The 12333-nt window shown below is 51.2% G+C and carries 12 protein-coding genes; all 12 read left to right on the top strand.

Translation table 11 applies throughout. From position 1 onward, the window contains the following. The 12 genes from fliR to CFI03_RS06085 are packed head-to-tail and all read left to right on the top strand — an operon-like array spanning nucleotide 1 to nucleotide 12328. A complete protein-coding gene (fliR, locus tag CFI03_RS06140) occupies nucleotides 1-795 on the top strand; it encodes a flagellar biosynthetic protein FliR (RefSeq protein WP_248756801.1) in 795 nt (264 codons plus the stop codon). A 13-nt stretch (nucleotides 796-808) separates the two neighbouring features. Then, entirely contained in the window at nucleotides 809-1906 is a 1098-nt protein-coding gene (gene flhB / locus CFI03_RS06135; RefSeq protein WP_127495817.1) for a flagellar biosynthesis protein FlhB, read from the top strand. A gap of 22 nt (nucleotides 1907-1928) precedes the next feature. Continuing rightward, nucleotides 1929-3962, top strand: a complete 2034-nt coding sequence (gene flhA, locus CFI03_RS06130; protein ID WP_127495816.1) for a flagellar biosynthesis protein FlhA — start codon at nucleotides 1929-1931, stop codon at nucleotides 3960-3962. Continuing rightward, nucleotides 3959-5209, top strand: a complete 1251-nt coding sequence (gene flhF, locus CFI03_RS06125) for a flagellar biosynthesis GTPase FlhF (RefSeq protein ID WP_248756800.1) — start codon at nucleotides 3959-3961, stop codon at nucleotides 5207-5209. Before flhA ends, flhF begins: the two co-directional genes overlap by 4 nt. Continuing rightward, nucleotides 5202-6074: a MinD/ParA family protein gene (locus CFI03_RS06120; protein WP_248756799.1), complete on the top strand. Its 873-nt coding sequence runs from the start codon at nucleotides 5202-5204 to the stop codon at nucleotides 6072-6074. Before flhF ends, CFI03_RS06120 begins: the two co-directional genes overlap by 8 nt. 27 nt (nucleotides 6075-6101) lie before the next feature. Then, the gene (locus CFI03_RS06115; RefSeq protein WP_248756798.1) at nucleotides 6102-7424 is read left to right on the top strand and encodes a protein-glutamate methylesterase/protein-glutamine glutaminase; all 1323 of its coding nucleotides are present in this window, start codon (nucleotides 6102-6104) and stop codon (nucleotides 7422-7424) included. A gap of 36 nt (nucleotides 7425-7460) precedes the next feature. Further along, nucleotides 7461-9530: a chemotaxis protein CheA gene (locus CFI03_RS06110; protein ID WP_248756797.1), complete on the top strand. Its 2070-nt coding sequence runs from the start codon at nucleotides 7461-7463 to the stop codon at nucleotides 9528-9530. A 13-nt stretch (nucleotides 9531-9543) separates the two neighbouring features. Then, a complete protein-coding gene (locus CFI03_RS06105; protein ID WP_248756796.1) occupies nucleotides 9544-10005 on the top strand; it encodes a chemotaxis protein CheW in 462 nt (153 codons plus the stop codon). 35 nt (nucleotides 10006-10040) lie between these two features. Then, nucleotides 10041-10628 carry a chemotaxis protein CheC gene (locus tag CFI03_RS06100; protein ID WP_127495848.1) on the top strand — a complete coding sequence of 196 codons (588 nt, stop codon included), beginning with the start codon at nucleotides 10041-10043 and terminating at the stop codon, nucleotides 10626-10628. Further along, nucleotides 10625-11119 carry a chemotaxis protein CheD gene (locus tag CFI03_RS06095; RefSeq protein WP_127495810.1) on the top strand — a complete coding sequence of 165 codons (495 nt, stop codon included), beginning with the start codon at nucleotides 10625-10627 and terminating at the stop codon, nucleotides 11117-11119. Before CFI03_RS06100 ends, CFI03_RS06095 begins: the two co-directional genes overlap by 4 nt. A 1-nt stretch (nucleotide 11120) precedes the next feature. Next, nucleotides 11121-11552, top strand: coding sequence for a hypothetical protein (locus tag CFI03_RS06090; RefSeq protein WP_248756795.1), 432 nt, complete (start codon nucleotides 11121-11123; stop codon nucleotides 11550-11552). A gap of 5 nt (nucleotides 11553-11557) precedes the next feature. After that, the gene (locus CFI03_RS06085) at nucleotides 11558-12328 is read left to right on the top strand and encodes a FliA/WhiG family RNA polymerase sigma factor (RefSeq protein WP_127495808.1); all 771 of its coding nucleotides are present in this window, start codon (nucleotides 11558-11560) and stop codon (nucleotides 12326-12328) included. The last annotated feature ends 5 nt before the right edge of the window (nucleotides 12329-12333 follow it).

Below are 12333 nucleotides of genomic sequence, written 5' to 3'. Positions count from 1 at the left end.
ATGGATCAGATCGTGGAGTATTTCCCTATTTTTTTGCTTATTTTTTGTCGAATGACATCGTTTTTCGTCGTAGCTCCGCTGTTTAACATGCGTGGCGTACCAAGCACCTTCAAGATCGGACTTGGCTTTTTTCTCTCTCTTATTGTGTTTATGACCTATGGGCTGAAAGAGAAGACGGTACCGATTGATGCAGAGTACATTCTGTACATATTCCAGGAAGTCCTCATCGGACTTCTGATGGGGTACATCGTTTATCTCTTTATGACGGTTGTGCAAACCGCCGGCGCACTGATGGATATGCAAATCGGTTTCGCCATGTCAAACGTTATTGATCCGATGACGGGTGTCTCGGCTCCGCTGCTCGGCAACTTCAAGTACATGCTGCTTATCACGGTGTTTCTGGCCGTTAACGGGCATCATTATCTGCTAACCGGATTGATGGACAGCTACAAATGGATGCCTTTGTCCAACGAATTGTTCAGCAGGATTTACGATGGAAGCATAACCGATTTCCTGTCGCGGGCGGTAGGGAACGCGTTCCTGCTGGCCATGCAGGTTGCGGCTCCGCTTGTCATAGCGATGTTCCTGACGGACGTAGGCCTTGGCTTCCTGGCAAAGACGGCTCCTCAATACAACGTGTTTGTTATCGGGATTCCGCTTAAGCTGCTCCTGGGACTAGGATTATTGATCCTGGTGCTCCCCGGTATATCCGCGATATTCGAGCGACTGTTTGCCATCATGTTTGACAACCTGGAGCAATTGTTTGGCATTGTGCAACAAACCGAAAGCAAATAAGGAGGCTGCAACGTTGAGATCTTACTATCTAGAGCTAGACTTGCAGCTGTTTAGTCAGGAAAAGACGGAAAAAGCAACGCCGAAGAAAACGCAGGAAGCCCGCAAGAAAGGGCAGATCGCCAAATCCAACGATTTGCCAAGCTCCATGATTTTGCTCTTTACCTTTGCTACCTTTGCGGCTTTGGGCAGCTACTATAAGACGAGGATTATGAGCGTGTTCCAGGAGCTGTTTGATAATTGGCTGACGATGGATGTCACGACGGCGAACATTATGCCGCTGTTTAACAAGCTTGCGGTCGACATGCTAATGTTCCTGGCGCCGATTTTCGCTATCGTAGTGATCGTGGCGATTTTGGGAAACGTCATGCAGTTCGGATTTCTGCTTACGGGCGAATCGCTTAAGCCGAAGTTTACCAAGCTGAATCCGATTAACGGGTTTAAGCAGATATTCTCTATGCGAACGGTTGTTGAGTTTCTAAAAAGCATATTAAAGCTCTTAATCATCGGCATCCTGGTTTATCGGGCGATTTGGGGCGATTGGGACAAGATTCTAATGCTATCGAGCCTATCGGTCCAGCAAATCTTCGCCTTTACTGCCGGATTGACAGTCAAGCTTGGACTTGAGACCGGAGCGGTGCTTGTTATACTGGCTTTCGCCGATTATATGTATCAGCGTTACGAGCATGCCAAGAGTCTGAGAATGTCCAAGCAGGACATCAAGGACGAATACAAGAAGTCGGAGGGCGATCCTCTCATTAAAGGCAAAATCCGCGAAAGGCAGCGCCGGATGGCGATGCAGCGGATGATGCAGGAGGTGCCTAAGGCCGACGTGGTTATTACGAACCCAACCCACTTTGCCATTGCGTTGCAGTATGATGCTTCCAAGATGGAGGCTCCGGTCATAATCGCAAAAGGGATGGATCACTTGGCGCTCCGCATTCGCGAAGTTGCCAAGGAACATGGCGTTGTCATGATGGAAAATAAGCCGCTTGCCAGAGCGCTATACGAACGGGCCGATATCGGCGATTCGATTCCTGCCGATTTGTTCCAAGCCGTGGCGGAAGTATTGGCGGCTGTTTATAAAATGAAAGGCCGGGTTCGATCATCATAATTGAGAGGGAGGAGACAACATCATGAAAGTGAAAGATATTGCTATCTTAGCTGGGATTATCGGCATCGTACTCATGATGGTCATCCCTATACCAACACTGCTGCTGGATATTTTGCTCATCCTGAACATTTCGATCGCGCTCATGATTCTGCTGATTGCGATGAATACGAAGGAAGCTCTCGATTTCTCTATCTTCCCTGCAATCCTGCTAGTGACGACCTTATTCCGGCTTGCTCTTAACGTATCGACAACACGCAATATTTTGTCGCACGGCCATGCCGGCGAGGTTGTACAGACGTTTGGATCCTGGGTAGGCGGAGGGCAAATCGCGATTGGCTTCGTCGTATTTCTCATCCTGGTCGTTGTACAGTTCATCGTTATTACGAAAGGTTCGGAGCGGGTAGCGGAGGTTGCGGCCAGATTTACGCTCGACGCGATGCCCGGCAAGCAAATGAGCATTGATGCCGACCTGAACGCGGGACTGATCAATGAACAGCAGGCGCGTGAGCGCCGCTCGAAAATCGAAAGAGAAGCGGACTTTTACGGCTCCATGGACGGTGCAAGCAAATTCGTCAAAGGCGATGCCATTGCTTCCATCATTATCTTGCTTATCAACCTTATTGGCGGTTTCATTATCGGGATGGCCATTCACGGAGACAGCTTTAGCGATGCTCTGCAAACCTACTCGATTCTTACGATCGGTGACGGTCTGGTCAGCCAGATTCCGGCCCTGCTTATCTCCACGGCAGCTGGCCTGATTGTAACTCGTGCCGCTTCGGACGGAAACTTCGCGCAGGACGTTACAACGCAGCTCCTTAAATACCCGAAGCTGCTTTATATTGTGGCTGGAACAATCACTTTGCTCGGCGTATTCACGCCAATCGGCATTCTGCGGACAATTCCTTTTGCCGCCTTGCTCCTGTTCGGAGCCTGGAGGATGCAGCAATCCATTGCCAAGCAAATGCAGCAGGAAGAGCTTTTGGAGGAGGAGCAGCAGATCGAAGAGGTGCGAAGTCCCGAAAGTGTCATCAGCTTGCTGCAGGTTGATCCGATCGAGTTCGAATTTGGCTATGGCCTTATTCCTCTGGCGGATACGCAGCAGGGTGGAGACTTGCTTGACCGGATTATTATGATCCGCAGGCAATGCGCTTTGGAGCTTGGACTTGTGGTGCCGGTCATCCGGATTCGCGATAACATTCAGCTCAAGCCGAATGAATATGTCATCAAGATTAAGGGGAACATCGTTGCGCGCGGCGAATTGCTGCTTAACCATTATCTTGCGATGAGCCCGGGCTTCGAAGACGAATCTGTTATCGGAATCGAAACAACGGAACCGGCGTTTGGACTTCCGGCGCTATGGATCGATGAAGCCATGAAGGAGAGAGCGGAAATCTCCGGGTATACCGTTGTGGATCCGCCTTCCGTCGTGGCGACGCATTTGACGGAAATTATTAAGCGCCATGCGCATGAGCTGATTGGCCGCCAAGAGACCAAGGCTCTGGTAGAGAATGTGAAAGAGTCGTACCCTGCGCTTATCGAAGAACTTATTCCTTCCATTTTATCGATTGGCGATTTGCAAAAGGTACTAGCCAAGCTTTTGCGTGAGAAAGTGTCGATCCGGGATCTGGTCACGATCTTCGAATCGTTGGCGGATCAAGCCCATTATACAAAGGACCCGGACATTCTTACGGAATATGCCCGGCAAGCGTTGTCGAGGCAGATTACGCAGCAGTTCACTTCCACGGGGAATATGCTAAGGGTTATCACCGTAGGTCCAGCGCTTGAGAAGAAAATTGCGGAGTCGGTTCAGCAGACCGACCAGGGAAGCTATATTGCGCTTGATCCTGTCGCAACGCAGCAAATCTATCAGAAGCTCAACGAGCAAGTGTCGCGCCAAATTCAATCCGGCCAGCATCCCGTTGTACTGACTTCGCCTACCATTCGCATGTATCTGAGACAGATTGTGGAACGGACCATGCAGGATGTACCGGTACTGTCGTATAGCGAGCTTGAGCCTAACATTGAAGTTCAAAGCGTAGGGGTGGTGAATTTATGAGAGTAAAACGTTATGTGGTGAACGCCTTGCCGGAAGCCCTGCCGATGATCCGGAGCGAGCTTGGCAAAGATGCGGTCATCCTGAATACGAAGGAAGTCCGGATCGGCGGATTCATGGGGATGTTCCGGAAGAAGAAGATGGAGGTTATAGCCGCAATCGAGTCGGGAGCAGCCGCGCCAACTGCAGCAGCCCAGCCGAAAAAAGCGGCAGCAGAGGTCCAGCAGGTTGTTCGTGCGATTCAAGAGTCGAAAAGGCAAGCGGCTACGGCTACGGCGGTTCTTGAACCTCCGGCTCCCGCGCCTGTGACGGTCGTTCAGCCGCCTCCGCCGGTTGTGCCGGCTTCGCCTCCGTCGCAGTCGATAAATCGGATTAACGATGATCTGCTAGAGGAGATCCGGTTTATCAAGCAATCTTTGAAGCAGCTGTCGATGCATAAGCCGGACATGGAACGGCCGCTCGCCATTCAATCCTTGTATGGGCGGTTGGTCCAACAGGAAGTGGAGCCGGAACTGATAGACCGGGTTATAGACGCGGTTAACGAGAAGCTTGCAGACCAAAAGGAAATGCCGGATGGAGCGGAGACTTGGCGAATTGCCCGGGAGCTCCTGTTGGAATGGCTGATTCCGTACAGTCATGAATCCATAAGCGAATCGGCAAGAGTCGTTCATTTTGTTGGACCGACAGGGGTGGGCAAGACCACTACAATCGCAAAGCTGGCAGCGGGACAATCGATCAAGTTCGGACGGCAGATTGGATTAATCACTTCGGATACTTACCGGATTGCGGCAGTCGATCAGCTGCGAACCTACGCGAATATTCTGAACGTGCCGATGGAAGTGGTGTTCTCGCCGATGGATTTGCCTAAAGCCTTCAAGCAGTTGGAAGACCGTGAACTGATTTACATGGATACGGCAGGCCGGAATTTCCGCAATGAGCTGCACGTTTCCGAAGTAAACAGTCTCCTGCAGTCCAGCGAGAAGAGCGAGACCGTGTTGGTGCTGAGCTTGACCGGCAAAACCAAAGACATGATGGCGGTGGCGGACAATTTTGTGAAATATGGAGTCCGCAAGGTGCTGTTCACTAAGCTGGATGAAACGTCGGTGTACGGATCGATCCTAAACCTGGCCCTGCAAAATGAATTGCAGCCGGTGTTTGTTGCTAGCGGCCAGACCGTGCCGGACGATATTGCCCCATTTAACGCGGAGCGATATGTGGATGCGCTGCTGGGGGCTCCTGCCGATGAATGATCAAGCGGAGGCGCTTCGCAACATGGTGAAGATGAGGATGGGCCAGGAGACTGCCCGTCCTACCCGCATCGTAACGATCACGAGCGGGAAGGGAGGAGTAGGCAAATCCAACTTCAGCCTGAACTTTGCTATTTCGCTGCAACGCCTGGGGAAAAAAGTTCTCGTATTTGACGCGGATATCGGCATGGCCAATATCGATGTCCTTATGGGAGTAAGCTCTTCCTATCACCTCTATCATCTGTTCAAGCAGGATAAGACCATCTGGGACATTATCCAGATTGGCCCGTCAGGGGTGCATTTTATAGCGGGCGGTTCAGGGTTTCAGGATCTTCTTGACTTAACCGCGGAGCAGCTGGACTGGTTCTCGGAACAGATTGGCAAGCTGCAGGGGGAATACGATTTTATTCTTTTTGACACGGGAGCGGGCTTGTCGAAGGAAACCGTAAAGTTTATCTCTGCGGCGGAAGAAACCTTTGTGGTGACAACGCCGGAGCCAACAGCGATTACCGATGCCTACGCTCTGGTAAAGATGGTCAAGTCGATGGGAATCAACGCCGCGTTTAAGCTCGTTATTAACCGCGCGACAGACCGCAAGGAAGGCATCCAGACCGCGGACAAAATTAATCTTGTTGCCAGAAGATTCCTTCATGCCGAACTTCCGACATTGGGCGTAATCCTGGATGATCCGAATGTCACGAAAGCCGTAAAGCGACAAACGCCGTTTACCGTTGCTTTCCCGGGAAGCGATGCCTCAAGAGGAATTGACGAAATTGCACGCCGATATTTGGAGATGTCCATTCCGGAGCAAACCGCTGCAGCTGGAGTAAGAGGATTCATACATAAGATGTTTAGGTTTAACCGGTAGTCATACATACATAAGAGGGGGAACAGGATGGCTCCTTATCGCGTGCTGGTCGTGGACGATTCGCCTTTCATGAGAAAAATATTCAGCGATCTGATCGTTCAGGACCCCCAATTTACGATTGTGGCAACCGCTTGTAACGGCATTGAAGCCATTGAAGCCGTTAAGAAGTGGAAGCCCGATGCTGTCACGTTGGATCTTGAGATGCCCGAGCTTAACGGGCTCGATGCCCTGCAGCGGATCATGATCGAACAGCCGACACCCGTGATCATGTTATCCGGCATCAGTGAAGAGAACACGAGAGAGACCATTAAGGCACTGCAGCTCGGGGCATTCGACTTCATCCGCAAGCCGATGGGCGCTTTCTCCAATGATATTGTCCGGGTCGGGGAGTTGTTGCTTGAGAAGCTGAGAATCGCGGTCCTGACAAAAAGGTATTCTACCGCTGTTATGGACACGGATAAGAAGAAGGCTTCCAATAATCGGGACATGCCCGAGCAATCACGGCTTGCCCAGCCAGCGAAATCGGCGGAAGAAGGGAACAACCGTAAGCGTGGGCTGCTGCAGCCGGAGCAGCAGGCAGAAGCAAGAGACGCATCTGCTCCGGCATTAGAGAAGAAAACCAAACCAACAGGCGGTCTGAGGAATCCGGTCAAGCCATTAACCGATGGCGGCGGCAGACCGTACGGGTCAGCCCCGGGTATACCAATCGCTCCGGTCGCGGCGGCACTGGAGGAGAACAAAGAACGGAAACGGTTCAGGCACACGGACGGCTTTGACCAATTGATTGCGATCGGAACTTCAACCGGCGGTCCACGCGCTCTGCATGAAGTGATCACTTCGCTTCCGGCCCAGCTGGCAGCGCCCGTATTGATCGTACAGCATATGCCCCCCAAGTTTACAAAGTCGCTTGCCCAGCGTCTGGACAGCTTTAGCGAGCTTGAAGTTGTGGAGGCTTCTCAAGGTGACCGATTGAAGGCCGGGGTTGTCTATATCGCCCCTGGCGGTCATCACATGGAACTGGCGAAGGACCAGAGCGGCTATTACGTTCAGCTTACGCAGAAGCCGCCGCGCAACGGACATCGTCCTTCGGTTGACGTTCTATTCGAGTCATTGACCCCATTCGACGAGCTGAAACGTCACGCCGTCATCATGACGGGAATGGGAAGCGACGGAGCAAAAGGAATGAAGGCTCTCGTCGACAGCGGCGCGGAATCGGCGATTGCCGAGTCAGAACAGACTTGCGTCGTTTACGGTATGCCGCGCAGCGCGATAGAGACCGGCTGCGTGAAGACGGTACTGCCGCTGCAGCAGATTGCCGCCGAGCTGCAGCATGCGGTTTTGAAAGGATAATAGATGATATAAAGTCCTATCAGGAGGTGCGACAAAATGGATATGAACGCCTACTTATCGATGTTTATCGACGAATCCAATGATCACCTGCAAGCTTTGAACGAAAATTTGCTTCGCCTGGAGAGCGAGCCGGAGGATCTATCGATCGTCCAGTCAATTTTCCGCTCTGCCCACACCCTAAAAGGGATGTCCGCAACGATGGGGTATGAAGATCTTGCCTCGCTGACGCATGAGATGGAAAACGTGCTTGATCTTGTACGAAACAGCAAGCTGAAGATGGATGAATTTATTTTCGATACCTTGTTCAAGGGGCTGGATGCTCTCGAGTCCATGGTTCAGGATATCGTAGGAGGCGGAACGGGCAAAGCGGATGTAACCGCGATTGTGGCTTCGCTGCAGTCCATCGTCAAAGGAGACTACAAAACGGCGGTAGCTTCCACGGCTGCATCGTCTGCTCCGTCCGCATCCGTGCAGCAAACCGGCGGAATTCTGGATGAGTTCCAGACCTCGGTCATCCAGCAATCTATCGATAGCGGGCATAACGTCTACTACATCGAGGTAGAAATCCGGGAAGATTGCGTCTTAAAAGGCGTGCGTGCCTATATGGTATTCGATCTGCTGGGCAAGAATGGCGACATCGTAAAATCCGAGCCTTCCGTAACCGATTTGGAGCAGGAGAAATTCGACCGTTCCTTCTCCGTGTTTACCATCTCAACCCTGTCCCAGCAAGAGCTGGAAGCTCAAATCGCGGCAATCTCCGAGATCGAGAAGGTCACTGTAGCGTTGCTGGATCTTGAGTCGCTCGCCATGCTGAATAATGCGGCGGCCAAGGAGCAGGCTCCGGCAGCGGCACCTGCGCAAGCCGCGCCTCAATCGGAAGCCGCGAAGGAAGAAGCGGGCAAGCAGGTTAGCGCAGCACGCACGCAGGCGGCAGCATCCTCTGCGCCTGCCGCCGTATCCAGAACGATCCGCGTCGATATCGATCGTCTGGATGCTCTGATGAACCTGTTCAGCGAGCTGCTGATCGACCGTGTAAGGCTGGAGCAGCTGTCCAGCGAGATCCGCCGCAACGATCTGACGGAAACCGTCGAGCATATGACCCGAGTCAGCTCCGATCTGCAAAATATCGTCCTGAAGCTGAGGATGGTTCCGGTAGATTCGGTATTTAACCGGTTCCCGCGCATGATCCGCGACTTGGCTAAATCGCTTGACAAGAAAATTGATCTGGTAATTACCGGCGCGGATACAGAGCTTGACCGTACAGTCATTGACGAGATAGGCGACCCGCTGGTTCACTTGCTCCGCAACTCGGTGGACCATGGCATTGAAACCACCCAGGAACGTATCGCAGCGGGCAAGCCGGAGACAGGAACGATTAACCTGCGCGCTTATCATAGCGGCAATCATGTCTTTATCGAGGTTGAAGAAGACGGAAGAGGCATAAACCGCGAGAAAGTTCTAAAAACGGCGATCAAGAACGGCGTTGTCACCGAGGATCAGGCGAAGCAGCTGTCTGACGAAGATATCAACATGTTGATATTTGCTCCAGGGTTCAGTACGGCCGATAAAATCTCCGACATTTCCGGCCGCGGAGTTGGTCTTGATGTCGTTAGATCCAAGATCACTTCCCTTGGCGGCAATGTAACGGTTGATTCCGCGCTTGGGCGCGGAACGAAATTTGCCGTTCAATTGCCTCTGACTCTATCTATTATTTCCGCGATGCTTATCAAGCTAGGTTCCGAGAAATACGCGATTCCGCTTACGTCTATCGTGGAAACCGGCATTATCCAGAAGGATCAGATCCTGAACGTACACGGTAACCGGATGATTCATTTCAGAAACGCCGTTATTCCTTTGGTTTCTTTAAGCAAAGTACTCGATTCGCCCGACTTTAACGAGCAAAGCGAGTCGGAGACCGAAATTGTCGTTATCCGTAAAGGCGATAAATGGGCGGCGATTACCGTTGACGAGTTTATTGGACAAAGCGAGATTGTGTTGAAATCGCTAGGCAAATATTTAACCAATATTGAAGCTATATCCGGTGCGACCATTCTTGGCGATGGCCAGGTGGCGCTCATCATTGATCCTAACGCACTTATCAAATAGGGAGGGCTTAACGATGGGAGAAGAATTAAAAGTTATCGTATTTTCGCTGGCGCATGAGGAATATGGCATTGAGGTGGAAAAAGTCCGTACAATCGAACGTTTATCCCCAATTACGCGCGTGCCGAAAACGCCTTCCTTCATTAAAGGAGTTATTAATCTGCGCGGTATCGTTGTTCCCGTAATCGACCTTCGCGGCCGTTTTGGCTTGGAGGAGTCGGCAACAACGGAGAACAGCCGGATCATTGTCGTTGCGGTAAACGAAATGGAAGTGGGCTTTATCGTTGATTCCGCCAATGACGTCGTGGATATCGACGCGGACACGATCGATTCGCCGCCTGAAATTGTCGGCGGCATTAAAGCGAAATATTTGAGAGGCATTGCGAAGTTCGGAGATAACCGGCTGCTTATTATGCTGAATCTATCCGAAGTGCTGAACAAAAGCGAGATCATTCAGCTTGAGCAGTTAGAGGTGTAGGTGTGGATGCCTTTAACCGGTTCAAAGCGTTTGAAATGGATGTTCTGAAGGAAGTAGGCAATATCGGGGCGGGTAATGCGGCAACCGCATTATCCCGCCTTCTGGACAAGCCTGTAGACATGGCGGTTCCGAAGGTCAGCCTGCTGCCCTTTGAAGAAGTAGCGGATCGAGTCGGCGGTTCGGAGCAGGTTGTCATTGCCGTATATCTTCGGGTAGAAGGGGAAGCGCCCGGCAATATGTTTTTCATCATCCAGGAGGATGCCGCGAAGCGTTTGTTGGGACAGCTCCTGTCCCTGGATTGCGATTCAACAGGCAGCTACTCGGAGATGGAAATGTCCGCCCTTTGCGAGATCGGCAACATTTTGGCGGGATCGTATTTGTCGTCCCTTGCCGACTTCACGCATTTATCCATGGCGCCTTCCGTGCCTTCCGTTGCCAGGGATATGGCAGGTCCAATCTTAACCTACGGACTCATGCAATACGGCGAGATGGGGGATTCCGCCCTGCTTATCGAAACTACGTTCCTAGAAGACAGGGAAGAGTTGGAGGGGCATTTCTTCCTTATTCCGGACCCGGATTCCTTCACTAAAATATTTCAATCCTTGGGAGTACTGACCGAATGATCCAACAAGATGTGATCAAGGTCGGCATGGCAGATTTAAAATGGGCTGCGGACGGAGCACATCTGAGGACAACAGGACTAGGCTCTTGTGTCGGACTGACGTTATACGATCCTGTTGCACGAATTGCGGGTATGGCGCATGTTATGCTGCCATCCTCGGAAATTGCCAGAGAGTCGACCATGAATATTGCCAAATATGCGGATACGGCAATTCCCGAGCTTATTGGGCAGATGAAAGCAGAAGGCGCCGTTATCGGACGTCTAGCAGCAAAAATGGCCGGTGGAGCGCAAATGTTCGCCTTCTCGGGCCAATCGGATTCGATGCGAATCGGACCCCGGAATGTTGAATCCTGTTTGGAGATTCTCGCGAACTATTCCATTCCCTTGATGGGACAAGATACAGGCGGGAATTACGGCCGCACGATTGAAATCGACAGCAGCAGCGGTGTATTGACTATTAGAAGCGTGCAGTTTGGAATAAAGGAGATTTGAAATGGTTGGAAATTGGCGATGGAATGTGGGCCTCGGGATTGTTGGCGCGGTATTAACCTTATTATTTTCGATTGGTAAAAACCCGCTGTCTGTCATGCTGATGCGCAGCATGTATGCTTTCATCGCCTTTGTTGCGATTGCATTTGTAATGCGGTTTCTACTTGCCTTTATCCTTCGTCCGCCAGTGATGCATCAACCTGAGACTGTCGGAGAAGAAGGAAAAGGAACACAGCTGGATCTCCAAACCCCTGATGAGAGCGAAGACTTGAATCAACTGCTCAAATCACAGATGGACGGCCATAAGACTCAGGACGTACAGCATCAGGAACAACAAAGTCAGTTTAAGCCGTTAACGCCGCCAAAGCTGGTATCAACACAGAATAAAGAGCCTGAGGAATTGGCTAAGGCCATTCGTCATCTGACTGGAGGGTGAGTGACATGATCGCGACTGCGAATTTGGATTTGTGGCGAGCGTGGAAAGAGGAAGGCGATCTTGAAGCCAAGAAGCGTCTCATCGAGCAATTCTTGCCTTTGGTCGATTATGTAACGAACCGTATGGCGATTGGATTGCCCAAAAATGTTCTTAAGGATGATCTCGCCAGCAACGGTGTCATGGGGCTTATCGATGCAATCGAGAAATTCGACTACTGTCGCGGCTTACAATTTGAAACCTATGCATCCTGGAGAATCCGCGGTTCGATTATCGACGGGCTTCGCCAGGGTGATTGGGTGCCGCGTTCGGTACGCGAGAAGGCGAAGCGCATTGAAGAAGCTTATCAAAGCCTGGAGCAGAAATACTTGCGTTCCGTATCCGACGCGGAGATCAGCGAATATTTAAATGTCAGCGAGAAGGAATTTACCACAATGCTTCACGAGATTGCGATTACCACGGTATGCTCGCTGGAAGATCCGATCCGTGAAGAAGAGTCGGAGACAAGACTTTCTCTGCTTATTGACGAACGGGCCAAAAATCCCGATCACAAAGCGCATGAGTTTTTCCTCAAGGACTCTCTTGTTAACGGCATTGAGAAATTAACGGAGAAGGAACGCACCGTTATCTCGCTCTTTTATTATGAAGAATTATCGTTAAGCGAGATCGCGGAAGTCATGTCTTTATCCCCATCGAGGATTTCCCAGCTACATTCGAAAGCTATATTACGGCTGCGCGGAGCATTAGCGAAGCATAAAGATCAATTACTGCAGCATTAGAAGGG

This window comes from Paenibacillus sp. ATY16 (assembly GCF_003399985.2).
Lineage (GTDB): Bacteria > Bacillota > Bacilli > Paenibacillales > Paenibacillaceae > Pristimantibacillus > Pristimantibacillus glycanilyticus.
This window is presented reverse-complemented; position numbering and strand designations above follow the sequence as displayed.

What these genes read in the sequence shown, in the direction of transcription:
- CFI03_RS06120 (WP_248756799.1), top strand. Translation starts at nt 5,202, where the DNA reads ATGAATGATCAAGCGGAGGCGCTTCGCAACATGGTGAAGATGAGGATG.
- CFI03_RS06095 (WP_127495810.1), top strand. Translation starts at nt 10,625, where the DNA reads ATGATCCAACAAGATGTGATCAAGGTCGGCATGGCAGATTTAAAATGG.
- CFI03_RS06100 (WP_127495848.1), top strand. Translation starts at nt 10,041, where the DNA reads ATGGATGTTCTGAAGGAAGTAGGCAATATCGGGGCGGGTAATGCGGCA.
- CFI03_RS06085 (WP_127495808.1), top strand. Translation starts at nt 11,558, where the DNA reads ATGATCGCGACTGCGAATTTGGATTTGTGGCGAGCGTGGAAAGAGGAA.
- flhF (WP_248756800.1), top strand. Translation starts at nt 3,959, where the DNA reads ATGAGAGTAAAACGTTATGTGGTGAACGCCTTGCCGGAAGCCCTGCCG.
- flhA (WP_127495816.1), top strand. Translation starts at nt 1,929, where the DNA reads ATGAAAGTGAAAGATATTGCTATCTTAGCTGGGATTATCGGCATCGTA.
- CFI03_RS06105 (WP_248756796.1), top strand. Translation starts at nt 9,544, where the DNA reads ATGGGAGAAGAATTAAAAGTTATCGTATTTTCGCTGGCGCATGAGGAA.
- CFI03_RS06090 (WP_248756795.1), top strand. Translation starts at nt 11,121, where the DNA reads ATGGTTGGAAATTGGCGATGGAATGTGGGCCTCGGGATTGTTGGCGCG.
- CFI03_RS06110 (WP_248756797.1), top strand. Translation starts at nt 7,461, where the DNA reads ATGGATATGAACGCCTACTTATCGATGTTTATCGACGAATCCAATGAT.
- fliR (WP_248756801.1), top strand. Translation starts at nt 1, where the DNA reads ATGGATCAGATCGTGGAGTATTTCCCTATTTTTTTGCTTATTTTTTGT.
- CFI03_RS06115 (WP_248756798.1), top strand. Translation starts at nt 6,102, where the DNA reads ATGGCTCCTTATCGCGTGCTGGTCGTGGACGATTCGCCTTTCATGAGA.